The organism is Ruminococcus difficilis, from assembly GCF_016680995.1.
Map to the genome: position 1 here is coordinate 77,553 of NZ_JAEQMG010000048.1, position 22,531 is coordinate 100,083.

The following is a 22,531-nucleotide window of genomic DNA, read 5'->3' on the forward strand; positions in this document are numbered from 1 at the left end:
CACCTCCTTGAAATCATATTATTTAGTTATGACCCCAGTAATCACTGTTTGTCATCTCGTAAGTTACCGTATAACTGCTTGAATTCGGCACTGTGAAGGTTTGCGTACCGCCGCCGAACGGATAATACTTTGTACCGGAGCTGTTTTTCTTACAGAAGCGGACAATCTTCTCGCCGACAGGGATAGAAACCGTAACAGTAGAAGATTTATTGCTCCAGTCACCGAAGTAGTAGGTGTTTCCGGCGTCAGTCTCGAATCCAACTGTATCGGTATTATATACCCATTCTTTTCCGTTCGGTACTCTGGCAATAACCTCCAGACGGCAATTCGTCGCCGAACTGCCGCCACCGCCGCCGGATTCGGTTGCGGGAGCCTGAGTAGGCGTAGGCGTTACACTGCTGCCGTAATCCCAGTAGCCGACACAGGGAGACAGGTTCTGTCTCTCAACAGTTGTCGAGCTATACTTGTTACCATGGGTAGCTGTGTAAACTATCGCATTATCATAGGTATTGGTTGAAGAATCCAAAAATGTTCGTGTCTCCTGTAATGGGATCTTCTGATTGTTGGAATCATGTGCATACCAACTGTCACCAATAGCCGGATTGACCATATTATTAACATTTTTACGCGTATGCCATGCGTTATAGATCTTTGCTTGACCCGAACCGTTATGAGGATTCAAACGATAAAAGGCAATATTAGTTACAGCTTTTTTCGGTATTTCGCACTGCCATTCAGAACCTGCATCTGTAGACGATGTACCGGTTCTGGTCTTTGTTTTTCTCATAATGACAGTCTTCCACCGTTTAGGAGACTCTTCGGAGTAGGGATCTTCATAAGAACATGCGATAATCGGTTCTTTCCCATTATCTGGATTATCAATCCAATTATATACATTGCTATCAGTGTCACCGATCGTATCATCGATAAATGTGATGGTATCCATTGGCGCAAAGTTACTCTCAATATCGATATCGACAGAAATCTGTCTGTTCTTATAAGCGTCAAGATCCTCTAACGTTCCCTCAAGCCACACAACCAGAGTAACATTCAGCTTCTGTCCGCCGGGAATGATAAACAGCGGAGTATGCTCATAATAATAGGTGGAGAATGAATTCCAGTTGTAGTTAGGATAAGACGGTTCGAGCGTAGGATTGCCGTTATCATCAACCATCGATACCACGCCGGGAGAATTATCGACATATTTATCAACCTGTGCGGAAGGGTCGATAACAATGGGTTTGACGCCGCTGTCGGCAATGAATGCTAATCTAACAGGGCAATGATCAGAAGGCTTAACCTGATGATCCGGAACTTTTCCTTCGGAAATAGGATCCCCATTGCTGTCAACAACTTTTAGCTCATCCTCAAAAACATCATTTCCGACCTGGATCTTATAGCTCTTGATATAGACGGGCGTGTTACCGGAGGTACCATTGAGCTCAAAGTCCTTGTACACATAATGGACATTCTCATCGCCCTTGTTGCCCTCGCGGAAGAACATCTCCGCGGTATTGGAGGTAAAGGATCTGTCAACCGGAAAATAGATATTTCTACCGTCTAAGCTGGACGCTTCATCCAGAGTAAAAGCAGGGATGGTGATTTTATTCGCGCTGGATTTATCTTTATTGATACGCAGGGACGAAGCGGACTGGAACTCCAGATTCTCGGAATTGAGTTCGGCAGCCTCACGAGCGGTAAACCATGCCATCGATGAGGTTACGCCAAGTACCAAAACAAGGAAAAGTGAAACATATGATTTTGCAAGACCTTTATTGAGAAGCAGACGCTGACCTGCTTTGATACTCAGCGCTTTCAAAATTGTCTTTATCTTCATCATGTTTCACCTCCTAAATCGTAATTGATTGAATTGGATCGATTGCGTCAGCCGGAAACCGCTTCTACAATATCAAAATTCAACGACATATTGATCTTGCCGTTAACCAGTCTGAGTCGCGCCTCGGAATCTTCGCCTTCGATCCAGAGATTGACACGGATATGACCGTAATAATAGTCGTTTGCCGTATCACGGTGAGGCAATGTGACAACCACGATATCCGTACTGCTCGCAGCTCTCAACTGATACTGATAGCTACTGTCTGTGCCGGCTATTACATTGTAGGTACCGTTTTCCCATTTAACACGGGTAGAAGCAGAGGAATAGAACGCGTGATCTGTAGTATGCTCATTTTGTCTTTCCGCTATCGCGCTGCCGGTATAATAAGCGCTGCCGTGGTTAAAATCATACGGGCTGGTACCGTTTGCGGTCAGACCGGTATACAATCGATCATTGATACCATCATACCACACATTGGGAGCCGGGATCCATAACAGCTCACACGCATTATTGGCTTCACAGTTCAGAACAGACATTCTGACAGCGCCGATCGCGCCGGGCTTCATGGAAGCTTCGTCTGTATCACCGTTATAAACATGCTGACCGGATAGACTGTTTCCGTTAACCGGTTCGATTTTTGAATCGCGAGTCAGCGCAATACTGTAATTGTGCTTGCTGCGAAAATAAAGATCAAACGACATATAGTTATCGTTAGCAACTGCCGCTTCAAAAGACTGGGTCGTATCAACATACGCGATCTGATCATACTGCATGAGTTTCGGAATATTGAATGTTGTTCCGTTACCGGTGACCTCAGACATGAAGAGACCATCCATGAACTTGAGCTGCTGATCGGAAAAATCAAAGTTCAGCTCGCCTTCATTCCATTCGGTTTGCCTGCGGGTTTCGGACGGATGATCATTATTCCAAGTGGCATTATCCCTTAATCTGGAATTGATCGCACTATACTGGTCGCTGCCAGACGGCGGCATGATGTAAAACTCAAGCTTGTCATTGACCTTAGTCGATACGTCTACCCCACCGGCAGTTGTTTGTTGATGAATCGTAAACCACGAATAAGCTCCCACGAATGCAACAACGGCGAGCACTACTAAAATTATTATGTTTTTAGCAATCATTTTCCGAGTTTTTAACCTCAGTGCATCGCTCTTTTTCATTGCAAACCTCTGTCAAACTTCTTCACTACAATTAGGCAAATCGATAATGCGGTAAGATTCATTCGTAAAAACATTCGTTTAAATCAATTATTAATAGTAATCCTTGGTTTCGGGGAGATTTAACAGCGCCTCAGGCTTATCGTCGACGAGCACACGCGCCTTCTTGACGTATTTTTTCGCTTTCTTTGTAGCTGCAGCGAGCTTCTCTTCGTAATCCTGCCGGATCGCTTTCTTCTCGGCGTTGAGGCGAATCGTGTACTTTTGATCATCGGAGAAGGTGCACGCGGCGACCTTTTCGTTCTCAAGTGTGTCGATCTTGACCTCATACTGTGACCGGATGTCGGCAATCTGTTTTTCGTACTTTTCACGGATCGCTTTGATCTCAGCCTGTTTGGTCAACTCGACAGTTTCAAGCTGCGCCTGCAGCTCTGCGATCTGATCGTCGCGGAATTTCATCGCGGCGATCTGGGTACGCAGGGAGTTGTTCAAGGCGACGTTCTTGGTCTCGATCTCGGAAACCTGTTCGCGAGCCGCCATGATATCGCGCTTCGCCTGTTGCTCAACCGCGTCAACACCGCCGATACGTTCGCTCAAAGCGGATTTTTCTTCATTCAATGTTGCGATAATGGCGTTCTTTGCGGAGATCGTGTTGAGATGAACGCGTATCTGATGCTCGAGCTCTTTCCGCTCGTCGTTACCATCGCTGATCACGCGGTTCAGATCATCCATCTCACGCTGATAATTGGAATACTTTTCTACCGCCGCGTCGTAATCGCTTTTCAGGCTGTTGTATTGACCCGTCAGTTTCTCGTTCGCAGCAGTTGCATCCGCAAGGGACGTCGTCTTGGAGACGATCTCATTGGCCTGCTCGGCGATCTTGCGCTTGTTATCCTCGATCGTCATCTTGAGGTCGGAATTCTCCGCGCTCAGAGAACCGACTGTATTGGTCAGGCTCTTGACCTGAGTATTCAAGCCGGTGATCTCTTCCGCCTGAGACGCGATCGTCGCCTCATGCGCGGCAATCTGCTTAGCCTGCTCAGCGATGACGCCCTTGAGCTGTTCGATCTCAGCCTGTAACTGCGCGATGTAATTCTGGAGTTCCTCTACGCGATTCTCCAGAACGGCAATCGTAGCAAGATGAGCCGCGATCTGCGCCTCGAGCTCTTGGATTTTTGCTTCCAACTCTGCGATCTTCGCCTCAAGCTCTGCGATATGCGCCTTGAGCTCTTCGACCTCTTTCTCGAGATCCATGATGCGAACCTGCGCCTTACGGAGCTCTTCGCGAAGATTTTCAAGCTCTTTCTTCAGAGCGGCAATAATAGATTCCAGTTCTTTGATTTTGATATCGCGGACACGGATCTGTTCCTTCGCCTGTTCGAGTTCAGCGGTCAGCTTTGAGATGATGACCTCTCGCTCACGAACTTCTTTGAGTCGCAGTGCCATTTCCTCGCGGCGGGCTTCATAGATCCTATCCTCGATATAACGCGCCATTTCCTCTTCAGGCTTGTTCGCCTCAGCGGCACGGCGCTCATTCTCAGCAACATACTCCGCATGGAGCTTCTCGCGAAGCGCGGAGTTGGTGTTGATGGTCGCGACGAAATGCTGGAACGCCATTACGTCGTACATATCTTTCTGAACGTCTTCAGGCATCTGACCTTCAAAGACGTTTTTCTCTAATACATAGCCGCTCTTACGGTAGCCTTCAATAAATACCCACAGATCATAGCACTGCTTGAAAGCAGGATCCTGCTTGATGCAGTTGGTCTTATTGATCGGCGATTTTACCGCGATACAGCCTTTGAGCGATTTGATCAGCTCGGTACCGACGAAATCATCCAGCTTCATGCGGATTCGCTCGATACGCTCATAGTCGGTCAAGCCGGAGAGATCTTCATCTCTGTCAACCTTATCACGTTCATGCTTCTCGGCGTGGTGCTTCAACTCAAAGCCGAAAACCTCATGTCCGACACGAATCTCACGATCCATCGACATCTTACTGGAGGAATCATTCGGCGCGTCCTGCAAAGCACGGAAACGCTGCTCAACGAACGCGATCGTTCTGAATATCAATGTATGGAGAAAGCGATTCTCATAGGTCGCGAAGCTATCTTCACGATGGGTGTTCAATAATCTTTCGGGGACAACGCTGCCATCTTCCTCGATCGCCATGATCAGGTTGGCGTGCTGCGTCAAATGCTGTACCGCATCCTTACCGACCTGCTTGACCTTGTCGATACGGTCGACCTCTTTGTGCTCTTCGATGAACTTGCGCTGTTCTTCGATCGCCTTTTCCATGTAGGGCAGCTTGCCCTCGATCATCTCGACCCATTCCATATCGATAACACGGTTATACGCGTTACCGGAGAGCTCATCATTGCCTTTATCTGCGTCAGCCAAAGCAGAAGTCAAGTACTCGCGCGCATAATCGCCGTCAAGTGTTTCTTTCATCTCGGCAAACGCTCGATAATACCGGCTATAATCAATCATGGGACTCACTCCTTTTTGGGTCGGTTATCAATTGATGAATCAGCCAGCGAGAGTAACATACCTCGCTGTTCGGGAGGAGCACAGTGGCGCTTAGCCAATCGCTGACAAAGATGTCAGCTCTTGGAGCGCTGTTGCATGGGAGTTGTATACCAAATCAAAGATTTGGACAACTCCTCAAAGCCCCTCCCCTACTTTATTCGGTTACAAGTACCACAGCTCTAAAGAGCCTTACGATGACGACTTGTATTGTTATCAGGTCATTTTCTGGAGCATGCGGACATACTCTTTACATTCATTCATATTCTCTCTGCCGAAGAGCTGATCGAGCTGCTGAACAAGTCCGTCGATCTCGTCACGGATATAAGAAATGTTCAGCGCCTCAAACTTACGGAATACCTTCTTGCACAGCGCGTAGTCGATACCGTCGATCTCAGTACCGCCGCAGCCGACGAACGCGGGTACAAAGGAGTTGATCTGCTTCATAACACGGTTACCGAAAGCAACACGGAAGTGTTCGATCACATAGTCGTCGAGGATCTCGATCTTCTTCAGATTCTCTTCACTGATCGGGTTCGCCGCAACCGCATCATCGAGCAGCTTGGTGAAATGTCTGTAGTTGATATGACACGGCGGTGTGTCGGGCGCCTCGAAGGGCTTACCCTTGGTGTTGATATCGATGGGCATCGCACGGTCATAAACCTTATCGGTGATAGCGAACGTGGAGTCATCGTTATTCGCGGTACCGACGTACCAGATATTGTCGGGGATGGTCAGCTTACCGTGATCGAGGTGCTTCGGGTCATCCGGCCACGGAGCCGCTACGATCTCAACGATCCACTCATCATGCGCCGGCATTTCGAGGATGGACAGCATCTCGGCGAAGTAATACTCGACACGGGCGATGTTCATCTCATCGAGGATGACGACGTATACGTTTTCATTATAGGATGCTTCGTACAGCGCACGGAGCAGCTCAGTCTCATTATATCTCTTGGTAAATTCGTTGTAGTAGCCGAACAGCTCGGTACGGTCACGCCACGAAGGCTGTACCGAAGCGATAACGGCGGGGTTGCAGACATATTTACCGAATGCGTAAGGCAGTGAAGTTTTACCGGTACCGGAGATACCTTGCAGGATCGTCAAACGACCTGACGCAAAGCCTGCTACAAAGCAGCGGAGCAGCTTGATCTCATACCAATAATGCATTCTGGAGCAAGCAAAGTTGCGGAAGTTGGTAACGAACTCGGGGAGGGTAACATCCCAGTCGTACGGCTCGGGCTGATAATCCGCCCACTCTTCGTCGATGGTAACGAGCTTGTTGAAGCGGCCGGTGGATACCTCTTCTTCCTCTTCTTCCTTGTTGAGGGCTTCCAGCTCTTCGCCGGTCAGCTCGGAGATCTCGTTCGGGTTCAGACCGATCTGAGAGACCTTCATGGAGAGGATCTTATCCTTCTCGAGATTGAGGCGCATGACCTCTTTGTTCAGCGCGTTGACCTCGTTGACAAGATCGTTGGTGTCCTTTGCCTTCTTCTTGAACTTAGCGAATTTCTTGATGCCTTTCACGATGAAGAAGATGATCAGACCAAAAACAGCGGCAAGAAGGAGCATAGCGACGATCGCGATAGCCCAAGCAACGCCCTTACCGAGCTCGCCCTGTCCCGTGAAATTCTGAATAATATCATAGTAGGCCTTAAAGTTGAAAGCCTGCAGTATATCGACGATACCCTTGAAAATAGAGCCGAAGAACTGCTTCAGGAACTCAAATAAGAATTTAAAGATAGTATCCATATGTTCTACTCCTTGCTGCTAGTTTATTTCATTTGGATTATGTACATAGTTATGAGCACATACACCAAGCCTTCCCCTTGAGGGGAAAGTGTCGCCGACAACTATTTGGCGGTGACGGATGAGGTGGAAACGTTTCTGTTCCAACCCGTGCATTGATGAATCAGAGAGGCTTCCACCTCATCCGCTTCACTTCGTTCAGCACCTTCCCCTCAAGGGGAAGGCTGAATTTACAGCTCTTCGTCCGCAATGTTGAAGAACCACATCAGCTTGACGTAACCGTCACGGATGACGTCGAGACACTCGGGATCCTCGCCCTCGATCCACATGACGATCGTGTACTTATCGGTTTGACCGGGTTCAAGACCCTCGACCTCTGTATTAAATACCGTCTTAGAATCAACAAAGGGCTGGATCACGATCTCTTCATCGGTGTGGTTGACGAGTTCTTTGTTTTGAGGCTGTTCCGCCGCTGCTTCAATCTCTTCGGCTGTAGGAGGAGTATAGTTCTCGGGGATCTCTTTCTTAAAGATCTTTTCAAACTCCTCCGGGGAACCATCCGGGGAGGTCAAGCCTCTGTTTTCCTTAGCGAACACCTCAGGCTCGCCGTTCTTATAGATCATCACACGGCACGCCTCGTCAGCGTCCTTTGCCGCCTTGACACTCTGGAGCATACTCTGGTAATTGAGCGTTTCTTGACCGTTGTTTGTCAGATAGAAGGTATACGCGAGGTAATTTCTTCCGTTATGGGAACCTTCCGCCTCCAGATCCAGCGTAGCCGGCAGCCAATCGTAGGTAATGTTAGTGACCTCGTTGACCATGTTCGCGCTGAGCTTGTAGGTGGAACCGTCACCGTTTTCATGCTCAGAGATCGAAATACCTTTTTTAGCGGCGCCGCTGTCAACGGTGATAACCAGATCGCCGATCGTTGTCAGCAGCCATGTCATGATCCAGATCAGGAACAAGACCGCAACTAAGGTGATCAGCGCGATACCGGCGCGGCGTTTCCATCTGACCTGCTTTGCGATATCCTGTGAGTCACGCTTTGCGCCGTAACGCTGGAACATGCCCTCTTTTTGTCGCTGCAGCTGTACCTGCTTATCACCCTTGTTTTCTAACCGTTCGAGCTGTTCGGGAGAGAAAGGCTCATCGATGTTTTTCGGTTTCTTGCTCAAATAAAACAGCTCCTTTTTCGTAATCTATCCGTTTCGGGAGGAACACGCGCCTCCCCTATCGTTATTCTTCCGGTTTGGCGTCCTTTTGCTCTGCTTGTTCGGAAGCCTGCTGCATTTTCTGGAATTCCTGGAACTTTTTGAACTGCTCCAATTCCTCTGCCGTCATTTTAACATCCTGCTCGGCGGGATGATCCTGAGGCTTAGCCTCAGCCTCAGCTTCCGCGTCGGCGGTATCGGCTGCCACAGGTTCGCCGTCCGGCTGAGCCTGTTCGGTATCTCCGTCTTTGGATGCGAGCGCGGCAGCGACAGCCGCCTTGACCGCCTCTTCCTTTTCTTCATCCGCCTTTGACTTCTTATAGTTCATGGTACTGATCACAACACGAATGACCGCGTACATGAAGAAGATGATCATCGGCAGGAGAACGACAAAGAAGAAACCCTGCTGTGTTTGGATGTAATCTAAGAAAGAGCCCCATCCTTGAAGGATCTTTCCCTGATAACTGCTTGAATAATAGATGGAACCTATATCAGACGCGTTCAGATATTCTGTCTTATCCTGCTGATCGGGCGCCGGGGATGTCGTTCTGTTATCACCCTGTGTCTGATAACGCTTTGAACCGTTCTCATCGTTTGCGACGTCAACGATTCTATGGACGATCAGCATCTGTTTGCCTTCAGCGTCTTTCGAAACAAAGGTGACGATATCGCCTTTTTCGTACTCTGCGCTGCTGTTAAAGTTTGTCGCTTTCGCGATCATCAGATCGCCTTTACCGAAATCGCCGCCGCTATAGCCGTCGGGCGATCCGCCCTTCATAGAATCGGACTGGATCGGCTGGATAGTATAACCGAACATCGTAGAGATACCGGTAGATTTTGAAGTCAAGGCAAGCGTTGCGATAATAACGGAAACGATCAGGACCAATACGATCAGGATATTGATGATCGTATTGAGGATCGTTTTAAGAACGCTATTACCCTTGCTTTGCTCTTTGTTCTGCGTATTGGTTTCATTCTCTTTCATACAAAAATCTCCATATCTGTTTAATAGCGTTAATCTCTATATACATAAGAGTACACACAGATTAGTGCTAATATTATAGAATCGTCATAAGGATGAGATTGCCACGGCATGAATGCCTCGCAATGACAATGGACTGAGGATGAGATTGCCACGGCATGAATGCCTCGCAATGACAGTGGACTGAGGATGAGATTGCCACGGCATGAACGCCTCGCAATGACAATGGACTGAGGATGAGATTGCCACGGGCAACCCTCCGCCGCTTTGCAGCACCTCCCTTAGAAAAGGGAGGCTCATCGCCTCGCAATGGCGCTTTTGTCAACCCTCAGTCACTTCGTGACAGCTTCCTCGCCGGAAACGGCTTCTTCTGCGAAGACAGCCGACCCTTTTGTCCGCTTTGCGGACATTTCCCCTAGCAGGGGAATCTCCCCTTGTCCTCCGGACATTCCCCCAACGGGGGTACCTTAGGAAAGGGAGCCCTTTGGGAACGGAATTACAGGGGCGTGATGGGCGAAACTGCCGTTCCGCCCCTACACTCCATTTTCGCATAGTTCAAAACGTTTTGACCTCTGCTCATAGGGAGCGAGAGGCTGTATTATCAGTTGAGATTGCCACGGGCTTTGCCCTCGCAATGACAATTGATAGTGGACTGACTACTGAGGATCCAGACCCCCTTTCCCAAGGGGGCTGTCACCGCAAGGTGACTGGGGGTTATCATAAAGAATGAATCAACCCTCCGGCACTTCGTGCCACCTCCCTTAGGAAAGGGAGGCTGAACCCCGCCTCCTTGTCAGACCGGAGGAGGCAATGCTAACAACTCCGAACAAGCCATGTCGAACGTCCGACGGCCGTCGCCGCGGGGCGACCGACCGCTCATACAGAGCCGGGTCTTATCAAAAACAAGTACAAATCCCTCGCGGGAGATGTCCTATGCGGCGCGGGCGTGTGTTTGCCACCCGCGCCGCCGTTTATGATAATTTAAAAGAGAAATCTCTTAGGTACCGTTATGATCGTTCTTTACCTATTATTGAATAAGCAATCTGTGATCGTATCGGTAAGTAATCAATCAGCTATTATGACTGAACGGTAGAACCGGTGACGGAGAACTTGATGCTGGGCAGAGAGTTACCGGCGTTGACGTCAGCGCATTGTTCATCCTGACCCTCGAACCATACATACAGCTTATAATACTTGATCATCTGGCTGGTAAGCTTACCAACAGATACGCTATAAGTGGTCTTAGGAGTGATGGAAGTAGCAGCAGTAGTGGTAGAATCAACAGCGTCATAAGCAACACCGTCGGCATCAAATACGCCTGCCTTGAAATCAGCAGCTGCAGGAGTAGCAGCAGTAAGAGTTTCCGTAGTAAACGAATCGCCAGAGGGAGTAACAGGTACAAGAGCTATACGAAGATAGTTATTACCGGAAGAAGCAGGCCTCTCTCCAAATGACCAAGTGATAGTAACGTTATCAATAGGAGCAGAACCGTTATTCTTGACGTTCAGAGTCTCTTCGAAGACATAACCGGACTTGTTGTCAGAAGTCAGAGGGACAAAGTTGGTGCCAGTCTTCTTAGCGAAGTTATCTCTGGCGCCCGCCTCAGCGGTGAACCAGTTAGCGCCGTTTGCGGAAGAAGCAGGCTCGAAGGTAGCGGTGGTAGCGTAGTTTACGCTTGGGCCCCATGTAAGGTCAGTCTTGGAGATCTGAAGCTCGGAAGCCTGAGTGGTCTTAACGTTGATGCCGCTTGCAGTAGCGGTGGTGGACGATGTGAACCATGCGAAGGTTGCGGAACCCAGAGCTACGAGAGCTACAAGGAGCATCGCGACAGAAGAGAGTAACGCTCTCTTTCTGAATTTTGTGTTTGTCATGAGAATTCCTCCTTAATTATTATTGTTGTCCCAAACACAAGGACAGATTTACTATTTAATCAGGCGTTTGCCGCCTGTTTAAACCAACTTTTTGGGGAGAACGGAGAACAGAGAACGGAGAACGGTTAAGGGAAAATCCTGAGACGTGTGTCATGATTTTTCATCTATAATATACCTATTTGCCGTTCTTCGATGTTTTCAGCGTTGCTGTTAACATTCGGATCAATGATTTCAATAATTGTTTTAAATCATCAAACGATTCATCAAAGAATCCGGATTGTTCTAATATAATGAGCCAATACTCTGTTTCGTTCGCTTCTTTTGCAGCGATTTGTATTTTGTTAATAAAATCCGCTTTACTGATTGCATATTCAGCTTCATGGATATTGGCGCCTATGCTCGTACCGCTTCTTAGAATCTGTCTCGCCATGACATACTCTCGCTGCGTTTCGGTAAGCCACTTGTAATACGAAACGATCCTTAAAGAAAACTGAATTGAATAGTTTGCCAATTCACCTTTCATAATCAAAAACCTTCTATAATTGAACGAGCGGAGCGAGAAACATACACCGTTCTCTGTTCTCCGTTATCCGTTCTCCGATAAGCATCATTCAAACGAATTTCCGTTTTCATCGGCGCCGCCGAAGAGCATCTGGAAGGTGACGTTGGCGTCCTGGACGTCGTTGTCGCACTCGGGGTCTTCACCCTCTGCCCAGATACGGAAGGTGATCTGCTTGGGTGTGAGGGTATCGAGGTGGAAGAGACGGCTGTCGGAGCCGAAGCTCTGGCCGACGTCAAAGGTGGTCTGACCGGCTACGGAACTGCCCTTGTGCGGTTCCCAGATCGCGGCGGAACCATTGTCCTCATAGGAAACACGAACCGCGTTGACGATATCCGCCTTGGCACCGGTCTCGGTGGTGGTGCAGGCGGTAGTAGCGTCCTGACCTTCGACCTGTACGGTCTGGCCGGAGAGGTGAACATACATTTCTTTTGTCGCGATGAACCAAACCTTGAACTCTACAAAAGAGGTATCGTTAGAATTACGGGATGCGCCGGACTGGCTCGAGAAGGTGATGCCGTTGGAAGAAGTGACGGGATCGAGCAGCTGCTGGTCGAGGGTAGGCGCGTTCTGCGCGCGAAGAGAGGTATTGATCATGTCATTGGTCAGCACCTTTTTCCACAGACTGACGTCGGTGCCGCGGTTCTCGATATCGAGATACAGCTCGGGAGCGGTGGATATTTTTAGGGTGATATCGTTGACTGAAGCAAAATTAGACAGCGTAAACCACGCAAGCGTCGCCGTGATCAGCACCAGCATCGCAATAACGCTGAGCATAAAGGTGAACTTGCGCTTGATTCGTACCTGTGCTTTTTTCAGTTTGGTCAGTTCCTGTTTTAGCTCTAATACAGTCTTTTCATCCATACTACTCACCATTTATACCTATATATTGTGTGTTCAACCGCGGATTGGGGGCACATATACGCAATAAGCCTATACTACATCATAATAATCATACCTCGATTATAGAACAAAATTTGTTAAAAATCAACAACGAATTACAGTTGATTCCCTTGTATTTTCTGTCTTTATTACCAACAGAGTTAGTAATGTGTTGAAACTGCACTTAAAACTCAGTGCTTTTTTGTATAATATGCAAACATCTTGAGCAAAACCAACAAATTCAACAGATTAAATTTGGATAGCAAAGGGAGAGTATTTGAACAAATCGTAAACAGATTGTAAAAAAAACATGATCCAACTCCGAGACCGTCGATTCATCTCCACCCGGCGAGAACCGAACGTCATCTCCAAAAAGCTCTTACCGCACAGGCTTTTGATGCGGCGATCCATGCGGGTGTTGCGCTCTGTTTATCTGTTGAGAACGCGGCGGCACAAAGAAAGGCCCGATTTCAACACAACGGTCAAAATCGGGCTTCTGTGTATTCTCATTCAACAATGATCATGAGCGACTTATTCCAAACACCTCACGCGTTTGATAAAGCTCACGTTTCGGCATACTTACCGCCTATCTGCATACGTGCGGCAAAGCTGCTCCAGTCAGCAGCCGACTGAAAAGCCGCCAGCATCTCCGCGTTTCGCACCAGAAGAACTGCATCGGTCGGGATCGCGGAAGTGCTTTCGAGGGTCGGCACAGAGGTCAACGCCGATAAATCGATCGAATTGACGGCTCTGCAATTATAAAAAGCAGAGTCTTGTATTTCGCTGACACTTTCCGGGATAAATAAGCTTTGCAGCGACGCGCAACCCTTCATCAACCCTCGGTATATCACGGTCTGGTTTTTGGGAAAAGAAAATCTTTTTATCGATTGACAGGATTCAAAAGTACTAATCGCAAAAGCGATATCGTTTTTCGGAAGGGAAACCGTCTTTAAACTTCTGCATGTTTTGAAAGACGGAACAGAAGCGCTCGTTGACGGTATTGTGATGCTTTTTAATGAATTGCAATTATCAAACGTTGCGGCACTCAGCGATTCATTCATCGGTATCGATATTTCCTCAAGGTTCGCGCAATTATAGAACGTCGATGTATTACAATCACAGTGCAGTCCGATATCTGCCTTAGTAATGAAGTACGGCATATATCGGTTTTGCGAAAAGGGATTAAGTAAGAATCGTTGATTTGAATCGATGAGGATCTCGTATTGTCCCGCGGACGCGTATCTATGAGTCACACGATTCGTCGTCAGATCCTCTGTTGTACCGTCTCCCCACTCAACAGTGATTTGCTGCCCCGCCATAATCGAAACGCCTAACCACGCAACCATACTGCCGCCATAGAGCAAATCGATCGTGATGTGTGTTTTACCATCTGTCGGAATACGAACTGCGCCGACCGTAAGAGGGAATCCGTACGCCTTGATATCGGCTAAGCTCCAGTTCCACTCCTGATAGGTATACCCCTGCCTTTCGGGCAAGGGCGGCAGCTCGGTCAGCTCCTGCACCTCTGCTTCCGTATAGCTGTATAGGATCGTACCATCTGTATCGATAAAGTCAACATACTTGGACAGAACCTCCACATTGCCGCCCTGCTGAATACTGTTGATCGTATCCGCCAGATGATCACTGTTTTCAGCGATGGGCATCACAGCGCCTTTTTCGGAACAAGCCGTATATGCCGCGGCGATATTTTGATTGATCCGCGATATCTCACTCGCTATACTCAAACTATCATTCCTTTCTGTTATTAATAGGTATACCCCTCCACCTATGCCGAGATACAGAAAGAAGTTGCATAGATTTATGCAACTATGTAAAAACAGAAAGATAAACATTTTTGAAAAAAGACTTGATTTTTTGAGAAGAATTGTATATAATAGTTGAGCAATTGAAAATCCGGCCGCGGCCGATTATCATTTGACCACACGTAGAGTTGTCCGAGTGGCCGAAGGAGCAGCACTGGAAATGCTGTGTACCTTTTCAGGTACCGAGGGTTCAAATCCCTCACTCTACGCCATATAATAAAGGGACGCCCATTAAGGGTGTCCTTTTATTATTTTACCTTACAGCGTAGAGTGAGGGATTTGAAGGCGAGTGTGCCGAGGTTCGAGCCGCGCGAAGAACCGAAGGTAAAAATGATTCGGGGAATCATTTTTTACGAGAGCGCAGATCAGCCCTTTTCCCTATCGGATGTTATCATGCGATATGCCTTTTACCTTTATATATAACATACTCACTCTACGCCATATCAAAAAGAGATACCCGAACAGGTATCTCTTTTTTGATTTAACCGCACAGCGCACGTTGATAGATCGCTTCGACAGCCGCCGCATCCAGCGGACGGATTCGGGACAGGCGCAGCGTGTCATTCTGTGTCGCGTCGAGAGATAATCCCTTTAGATCGGTTTCGCGGATCCCGACGTTCAGCTCTGCAAGCGAAACAGGCATTCCGATAGAACGGAAGAAGTCGACAGTACGGTCAATGCCCTCTCTCGCGGCATTCTTATCATCTTCTGAATCCACACCCCAAACTCGTCTTGCGAACTGAGCAAAACGAGGAATACAGTCAAGATACAGCTCATTCGCCCAAGCGCCCCATACCGCTGACAGAGACGCGCCGTGAGTCACGCCGTAACGGGCTGATAACGCATGACCGAGCTTGTGAACGGAGAAGTCTTTGCCTCTGCCGCACTCGGTCAGGTTATTATGTGACAAGCTCGACGCCCAGAACACCTCTGCCATCGCGTCATAATTCGCAGGATCCTTAACAGCAACGGCGCCGTTTTTAATAACCGTGCGCAGCAGACCTTCGGCGATCTCATCGGTCAGGTCACACCGGTTATCCGGGATAAAATATCGCTCCATCGTGTGCATCATGATATCCGTCACACCGACGGCGACCTGATAAGCCGGAAGTGAAGCGCCCCACTCCGGGTTAACGATCGCAAACCGACATCGATTGAACGGTGTATTGATACCCGCCTTTTTCCCGATCGCAGTATTGGTCAGCACGGCGGAATCGCTCATCTCACTGCCTGCCGCCGGAATCGTCAATACGGCTCCCACAGGCAGGGATCGATCCAAGGGAATCTTCTTTGTCCACAGCTCCCAAAGGGATTTCCCGGGGTTTGCCGCGCCGTGCGCGATCGCTTTCGCGGTATCGATCGCACTGCCGCCGCCGATTCCTATGATGATATCCGCACCGCAGTCAAGCGCTTTCTTAACGCCCTCTTCCGCGTGCGCTAAGGTCGGATTAGGCTGTGCGCCGCCGAATTCCTCATAAGCAATACCGGAGCCTGTCAGGGACTGCTCCAGTCTTGACAGCAGTCCGCTTCTGACGACGCTTCCTTTTCCGAATACAAGCAGCGCTTTGGTACCGTATTTTTGAGTTGTCCGTCCGATCTGATCTTCAATGCCTCGTCCGAAGATCATCTCTGTCGGTGCGTGAAATGTAAAATTATCCATGATCATTATCTCCGTTCTTATTGATTCCATCATCATTCTCTTACGGCTTTTGGGGCACAAGTTTATTCTTACAATATCCTGACGATTTCCGTCATATCTCTGCTCTCACAGTGGAGCTTCATGGGCTTTGCATCATCGGCAGGATAACCAAGCGTCATCAGCAAAACAGCCGTCTCGTTCTCTGGCAGAGCAAATGCCGCTTTCACTTCACTCGGCTTGAAATAATTGACCCAGCACGAACCGATACCGATATCCCATGCGGCGAGCATCATGTGATCGGCAGCGATACTGACGTCCTGGATGCCGGCTCGACATCCTTCCTCCAGCGGACTTTTCCGGTCTGCGGTTTCATCGAGAGCGATCAGCAATACAACTGGCGCGTCAAAGGCACAGCGTGTGAGAGAACGAATCTTCGCGATCGCCTCGTCACTTTTGAGAACATAGATCCTCTGCGGCTGATAATTACAGCCTGTCGGCGCAAGCATACCCGCCTCAAGAACACGGTTCAGCTCATCGTCCTTTATCATATCGGGTTTGTATTTGCGAACGGAATACCGCTCTTTGATTACTTTACCGAATTCCATTAAAGTCTCCTTCCAATCAATTAGAATGATTCAGTGTCGTTTGGCTTTTTTTGCTTTCCTTTCGGGCAGTTCCGCATACATGCCTTCCAGTAATTCCGCGATCAGTTCCGCGTCCTCAAATCTGTCAAAAACGTGCATCAGCGTCTTTGAACCTTCGTAAGGATAACGCAGTTCCGAATCGGCAAGAAGTCTGTCCGACGTCGGCGTTCTCTTTAAAAACAGTTCATTAGCTCCGATATCACCTATCAGCTTACCGTTAAAGTACACAAGATATCCGCCCATCATAGGTTTTATGACAATCTCACCGACTGCGGAGAAACACTCACGTACATATTCATTAAAATCATTCACTGTAATTACCTCCACTAATCCCGTATTATCTTTGTCATGATAACAGATAATACGGATATTGTCTACAGGGTTTTATTCGAAAACCGCTGAACCGCCCTGTCACGAAACGCGGTATATTTTTTCTCCGGGATCGGCAGTTCAATACCGTTCGACAACGTCAGCTTGAAACGCCGGATATTTTGGATATGGATCGGATTGACCAGATAGCTTTGGTGACATCTGAGGAACAGATGACCGTATCTCTTTTCAAGAGTGGAAATACTTGTCAGCACCTCGATCGCTTCTGTGTCGACAGTATGCAGGATGCTGTGTCTGCTCTCGTGAGCCGCTTCGATATACACAACGGTATCGGAAAGGATAAAGTAATCGGAACGGTCAAGTCCGTGGAAGTGGATGCGATCGCCGTTTTGCCTGAATGACGCGTTGCTGTAATAGATCTGATGGAAGTTTTTCGGATAGATCGTGTCCTCCTCATGCTTTGAATGGGGATTTGAGATATGACAGAGCAAAATCCTCGACGCCTTTTCCCTATTCCCCGCCTCATCCGTAACCATTCGTTCGCACCATGTCAGGAGTACGCGCTGATACAGGGTGATATCGTGATGATCCGGATAATGCGTCGTGATGTGATAACTCAGCATCACATCGCAGAACGACGAATGAGCGCTTGTGTGCATGACCTCGATGTTACCCAAGGAGAAGGACAGCGCGTGTTCCTCGGATCTCCATGCTTCGATCATGTTCTCCCTGCCGTGCAGGAACTGTCCTTCCGCGGGACCGTACCACAAAGCGTCGTCGTCCATCGCGTTCAAAAACGGCATATAGTGGTTATCATAGTATTTCATGATCAATTCCGCCGAGAGATCGGCGATATGCTGTTGGTTCATCCTCATACTCCCGATTGGTTATTGCTGTCATTATATCAAAAAAGCCATAGTGCGACAAGTGCTTTTTGTAAAAAAACAAGTCATTTTCGGAAAACTGTTGACGATAGAAAGTGCGATATAGTACAATGATATCATAATAAAAATACCGCACTAAACGGATCGCAAGGAGGATTGAACATGAAGAAGATCACCATGAGAGTATTTGCCGCGCTTTTTTCCGTATGCGTGCTGTTTGGCACTCTTTCTGTGAGCGCAACCGCGGCTAACATCGAGCTCGCTCCGACCGGGATGCAAATATTTGTCCGTACTCTGACCGGAAAAGCAGTCACACTTGAGGTCGAGTCCAATGACACGATCGAGAACATCAAGAGTAAGATACAGGAAAAAGAGGGGATCCCACCCGATCAGCAGAGACTCATCTTTGCCGGTAAGCAGCTCGAGGACGGAAGAACGCTCGCCGACTACAATATCCAAAAGGAGAGCACCTTGCACCTTGTACTGCGCATCCGCGGCGAGTTCGGTCTTTGGCTCGGGGATACACAGGTCACCCGGGAAAATTGCGGAGACATTCCCTCTGTAACCGGCGGTAAGGCAAGCTTTGATCCCGAGACCTGTGTTCTGACACTCGACAATGTTACGCGGATCAGAGGAGAGTATAGGAATTCGATCCTCTATTCAGAATTGGAGTCTCTCACGATCAAATTCACAGGAGAGAATCACTTAAACTACTTTAACTATCAGGAAGATCCCATTTCCTTAGATGCGGATTACACGCGTGACTTAGGTATCTATGCCACGGGCGCGCTTTGCTTTGACGGCAGCGGCAGTCTTTCACTCGAAGGCTTTGAGCAGTCGATCCACGCATATGCAAAGTCTGTGACCGTTGAAAGCGGCGCGCTGAATATCGAAATGAATTGGCGTCATTTTGACTTGGTCGATTATGAAGAGACCATCAACTGCGGCGCGATGACGGTCAACGGCGGCAGCTTGACGATCAACGGATACTATACGGCAAACGGCAATCATCTTGGACATGGCAGCGTTGTGGTAGGTTCGGACAACTCCTATTATGCCGACGGTATTTACTGCGACAGCTTTTCGATGACCGGCGGTATGATGACTGTGGAAAACTATACGCGGGGAATCGTCGCTGATGCTATCTCTGTCACCGACGGCAGGATCACATTCAGCGAAGGAAAAGACATAGGTTTGTACGCTATGGGGGATGAAGGCATCAGTATCAGCGGAACCAAAACATCGGTTGATGTAACTTGCAGCAACATCGCCGTAGCTTCCTATTCAGGAGCGATCGCCCTCTCTGACGACGTGGAGATCGTTGCTCCGGAGGGCGGCTATATCGGAACATGGTACAACGGCCCGGCTATCGTCAACGAAGACGGCTCCGGCGCTACCGAGGTGAGGATCGCATCAATCTACTGTACCGTCACAATCGACTGCGGAGAGTACGGTGAGGATCTTTCCGTAGAGGTACTGCGCGGAGCGAGGTTCTTTGACGCTCTGGATAATGCCGGTGTGTTTGAGACGCTTGAAGCGATGGAGACCGAGGACTATATCTTCCGTGATCTCGCGACAAAACCCCTCACTGAATTTGCCGATGCGGAGGCGTTCAGCAACGACGCAGGCGCTCTGCTCAATACGACAGTTACCTCAGATATGACCGTCTACGCCTGCTTCTTCACCAAGCTAAAGGAGGTCGCCCTGACGCTCAAACAGCCTGCCATCGGAACAACCGTTTGCGTAACGGACGGCATTCAGACCCCCGCTCCCGTATTGACTGTCGAAGAGGGCGCGCATTATTCGATCTACACCGATCCCGACTATCAGTATTCTCAGTGGTACACAACGGACAACGATGAATACAAGATTTTTGAAGGCGCTTTTGAGGAAGACGGAACCTACTATGTCGATTGTCTGCTCGATCCCGATTTCGGCTACTGGATGGATGACAACACTATCGTGACCGCAAACGGCGCGACGGTGAAGGAAGCCTACGGACGGATGTCGCTGAGCGTATCGCTATTCACTCAGGCCGCTCCCGTTGTTCTCGGTGACTTTGACGGCGACGGCGAGGTAACAATCATCGACACGACCTATATCCAGCGATACTTGACAGATAAAAGGATCCCGGACACCTTCAACGTTTCTGCCGCTGATGTGGACAACGACAATATTATCTCGATCATTGACGCAACATGGATCCAGCGTTGGCTCGCCGGAAGACCGATCCCCTACCCTATCGGAAAAGCAATATGATAAAAACAACGTGGATACGCAGGAAAAACAACTGCGTATCCACGTGTTTTTATGCGTGCGTCGATCATGCACGTGAACAGAGCCGAAGAAAATCGATCTTTCGATTGATATCGTCGGCTCCTTCCTTATTCAAAGAGTAATTGACGTCAGCGGAACATTCCGGATGCCCGTTGGAGGATGATTGTCACCCGATCCTGCCATAACGATAAAGCATCGCTTTTATGCTTTTGGTTTTCTGTATTCTGCTTTGCCGAAAGCTATGATCATCGAAAAAACGCTCGGTAGAAGAATGACGCCCACCTTGAAGGCGAATCCCTTTCCGAAGCAATCGCACAGCTTGACGGCGTGGATCACGGCGGACGTCACGGTGATGATCGCCACAGGGATACCGAACGCGATATCGATCCACTCCGGTATCGCCGTAAGCCCTAAGAACACGGATTCGATCACCCATGCGATGACCTCCAGAATGAACCAGATGTGGCTCATTCCGACGATTTTATGCGATACATAAACATCATATACAGGGATCAGGGCTTTCCATCCCTTCTCCCCCGCTTTTTGAAAGATCCCCCATTCCGCGATCACTTCCAGTACAAACCAGATGATAACCGCGACGATCAGGATGACCGCCCATACTGCTAAACTATTCTCGTCCACATTCAACCTCTTCATAGGGCGCCGCACCATCGGAACTCTTTATGCTCACCCTGTATTATTTGATTATTCCTCTGTATCGTCGACTATCTGAGTCTCCTGCTGTACAGCCTCCTCACCGATATCATCGGGTTGCTCCGCGGCTCCCTTTGCCCTTGCCGCGCGCGCTTGGCTCTTCTTTTGCAGCCACGGCACAAAGCGTTCATCATAGATGAAGGTCAGGATCGCCGCCACCGGGATCGCCAACAGGATGCCGATAATGCCGAACAGGTTGCCGCCGACCGTGATCGCGATCAACGTCCACACCGGAGCCAGACCGATGGAGCTGGAGAACAAGCGGGGCTTGATCACATAGGCGTCCAAGATCTGGATGCCGATCGTGAAGATCAGGAACCACAGCGCGTAGGACGGCTTGACCAATACGAGCACCAGCGCGCCGATCGCTCCGCCGATGATCGGGCCGAAGGTCGGGATCAGGTTCGCGACACCGACGACAAACGATACCAGCGGTACATACGGCATACCGAGGATCAGCATAAAGATCGCGTTGGAGCCGCCCACGATCATCGCGTCGATGATATTACAGCCGATATACTGGGTGAAAATATCATGGCAGCGGTTCCAAAAGCGCGTGTTGCTTTCGTAGCGCTTGGGTGTGAGGATCGCCTTGCGCAGTCTTTGCAGACCGTTGAGCAGATATTTCTTGCTGAACAGAATATACACCGCGAGGATAACGCCGATAACGATATTGAGAAGCACGGTGCCGATATCCTTGGTGGTGTTGAGGATAGACGAAAGATTGTTGGACAGGTTGTTGACAAAATCACCGAGCCAATTCCTGACAGACGCCTCGATCGCGGACAGATCGATATGCAGACCGAAGCCGAGAGAATTGACATAATCGACTGCTTTTTCGATGGTGGCATAGTAGGTATCGGCGTTGTCGATCAGCATAGAGATACTGCTGATCAGGTTAGGAATCAGCGTGCCGATAAAGACGGTGATGAGCGTCAGCACCAATACCAGCGCGATCACCGCGGATAAGGTGCGGCGCAGACCCTCTTTTTTCATTTTAGCGAAAACCTTTGTTTCAAAGAACTTGGCGACGGGGTCGATGATGTAAGCCAGGATCAAACCGATGATGACCGGCGCCAGCACCCTGGTCACCCCTTCAAAAAAGCCGGAGATCGAATCGATGTTCGCGAAAACGATGAAAAAGATGACCACAGCACACAGAATCCCCGCAACCAGAGCGGCGAGCGCGTAGATCAGTTTTCTGTTATGTACAAGCTTATCAAATCTTTTCATTGGAACATCTCCTTGAGTTGCTTAGGATGAAGGGAGTCGAACTCAATAGCCGATAATGAGTCATTTTCAGTCTTTATCGGCTTATCGTCGATCGCAACCCGTCAGGGTTACTCCTCCTCTGCACCGAGAAATCCACGAAAAATGATCTCATTCTCGGTGCGAAGCAGTTTATAGCGAGTAGATTTTTGTCTGGTC

The 22,531-nt window shown here is 48.8% G+C and carries 17 protein-coding genes and 1 tRNA gene; 2 read left to right on the top strand and 16 right to left on the bottom strand.

The genetic code is table 11. The annotated features are described in order from the left end of the window. Positions 1-22 precede the first annotated feature (22 nt). From JKK62_RS05110 to JKK62_RS05155, 10 genes are all read right to left on the bottom strand, one after another. Positions 23-1,840, bottom strand: coding sequence for a hypothetical protein (locus tag JKK62_RS05110; RefSeq protein ID WP_186832968.1), 1,818 nt, complete (start codon positions 1,838-1,840; stop codon positions 23-25). A 44-nt stretch (positions 1,841-1,884) separates the two neighbouring features. Further along, on the bottom strand, positions 1,885-2,976 hold the full coding sequence (locus JKK62_RS05115) for a hypothetical protein (RefSeq protein ID WP_201427114.1): 1,092 nt from the start codon (positions 2,974-2,976) through the stop codon (positions 1,885-1,887). Positions 2,977-3,105: 129 nt separating this feature from the next. Beyond that, complete coding sequence (locus JKK62_RS05120; protein WP_201427115.1) at positions 3,106-5,502, bottom strand: coiled-coil domain-containing protein; 2,397 nt, start codon at positions 5,500-5,502, stop codon at positions 3,106-3,108. Positions 5,503-5,754: 252 nt separating this feature from the next. Then, positions 5,755-7,290, bottom strand: coding sequence for a hypothetical protein (locus tag JKK62_RS05125; protein ID WP_186832965.1), 1,536 nt, complete (start codon positions 7,288-7,290; stop codon positions 5,755-5,757). Positions 7,291-7,517: 227 nt separating this feature from the next. Beyond that, complete coding sequence (locus JKK62_RS05130; RefSeq protein WP_186832964.1) at positions 7,518-8,462, bottom strand: hypothetical protein; 945 nt, start codon at positions 8,460-8,462, stop codon at positions 7,518-7,520. 61 nt (positions 8,463-8,523) lie between these two features. Continuing rightward, complete coding sequence (locus JKK62_RS05135) at positions 8,524-9,483, bottom strand: S24/S26 family peptidase (protein ID WP_186832963.1); 960 nt, start codon at positions 9,481-9,483, stop codon at positions 8,524-8,526. 1,073 nt (positions 9,484-10,556) lie between these two features. Further along, positions 10,557-11,351: a hypothetical protein gene (locus JKK62_RS05140; protein ID WP_186832962.1), complete on the bottom strand. Its 795-nt coding sequence runs from the start codon at positions 11,349-11,351 to the stop codon at positions 10,557-10,559. Positions 11,352-11,526: 175 nt separating this feature from the next. After that, entirely contained in the window at positions 11,527-11,874 is a 348-nt protein-coding gene (locus tag JKK62_RS05145; RefSeq protein WP_186832961.1) for a four helix bundle protein, read from the bottom strand. A gap of 84 nt (positions 11,875-11,958) precedes the next feature. Next, entirely contained in the window at positions 11,959-12,774 is an 816-nt protein-coding gene (locus JKK62_RS05150; RefSeq protein WP_186832960.1) for a hypothetical protein, read from the bottom strand. 581 nt (positions 12,775-13,355) lie between these two features. Continuing rightward, a complete protein-coding gene (locus JKK62_RS05155) occupies positions 13,356-14,537 on the bottom strand; it encodes a leucine-rich repeat domain-containing protein (RefSeq protein WP_201427116.1) in 1,182 nt (393 codons plus the stop codon). Between the two features lie 200 nt (positions 14,538-14,737). Here JKK62_RS05155 and JKK62_RS05160 point away from each other — a divergent pair. Further along, positions 14,738-14,827, top strand: a tRNA-Ser gene (locus tag JKK62_RS05160). A gap of 269 nt (positions 14,828-15,096) precedes the next feature. Here the strand turns inward: JKK62_RS05160 and JKK62_RS05165 are convergent. The 4 genes from JKK62_RS05165 to JKK62_RS05180 all read right to left on the bottom strand — a co-directional run bounded on the left by JKK62_RS05165 (position 15,097) and on the right by JKK62_RS05180 (position 18,097). Then, the gene (locus JKK62_RS05165) at positions 15,097-16,275 is read right to left on the bottom strand and encodes an iron-containing alcohol dehydrogenase (protein WP_186832958.1); all 1,179 of its coding nucleotides are present in this window, start codon (positions 16,273-16,275) and stop codon (positions 15,097-15,099) included. A gap of 68 nt (positions 16,276-16,343) precedes the next feature. Next, positions 16,344-16,859 carry a nitroreductase family protein gene (locus JKK62_RS05170; RefSeq protein ID WP_186832957.1) on the bottom strand — a complete coding sequence of 172 codons (516 nt, stop codon included), beginning with the start codon at positions 16,857-16,859 and terminating at the stop codon, positions 16,344-16,346. Between the two features lie 30 nt (positions 16,860-16,889). Then, positions 16,890-17,210, bottom strand: a complete 321-nt coding sequence (locus tag JKK62_RS05175) for a TfoX/Sxy family protein (RefSeq protein ID WP_186832956.1) — start codon at positions 17,208-17,210, stop codon at positions 16,890-16,892. A 62-nt stretch (positions 17,211-17,272) separates the two neighbouring features. After that, on the bottom strand, positions 17,273-18,097 hold the full coding sequence (locus JKK62_RS05180) for a LytTR family DNA-binding domain-containing protein (protein ID WP_186832955.1): 825 nt from the start codon (positions 18,095-18,097) through the stop codon (positions 17,273-17,275). 177 nt (positions 18,098-18,274) lie between these two features. Between JKK62_RS05180 and JKK62_RS05185 the strand changes: the two genes are divergently transcribed. Beyond that, positions 18,275-20,371: a ubiquitin-like protein gene (locus JKK62_RS05185; RefSeq protein ID WP_186832954.1), complete on the top strand. Its 2,097-nt coding sequence runs from the start codon at positions 18,275-18,277 to the stop codon at positions 20,369-20,371. 219 nt (positions 20,372-20,590) lie between these two features. Here the strand turns inward: JKK62_RS05185 and JKK62_RS05190 are convergent, their stop codons facing one another. Then, complete coding sequence (locus JKK62_RS05190) at positions 20,591-21,046, bottom strand: DUF5684 domain-containing protein (protein ID WP_186832953.1); 456 nt, start codon at positions 21,044-21,046, stop codon at positions 20,591-20,593. Between the two features lie 48 nt (positions 21,047-21,094). Beyond that, entirely contained in the window at positions 21,095-22,336 is a 1,242-nt protein-coding gene (locus JKK62_RS05195) for an AI-2E family transporter (RefSeq protein WP_186832952.1), read from the bottom strand. Positions 22,337-22,531: the final 195 nt, after the last annotated feature.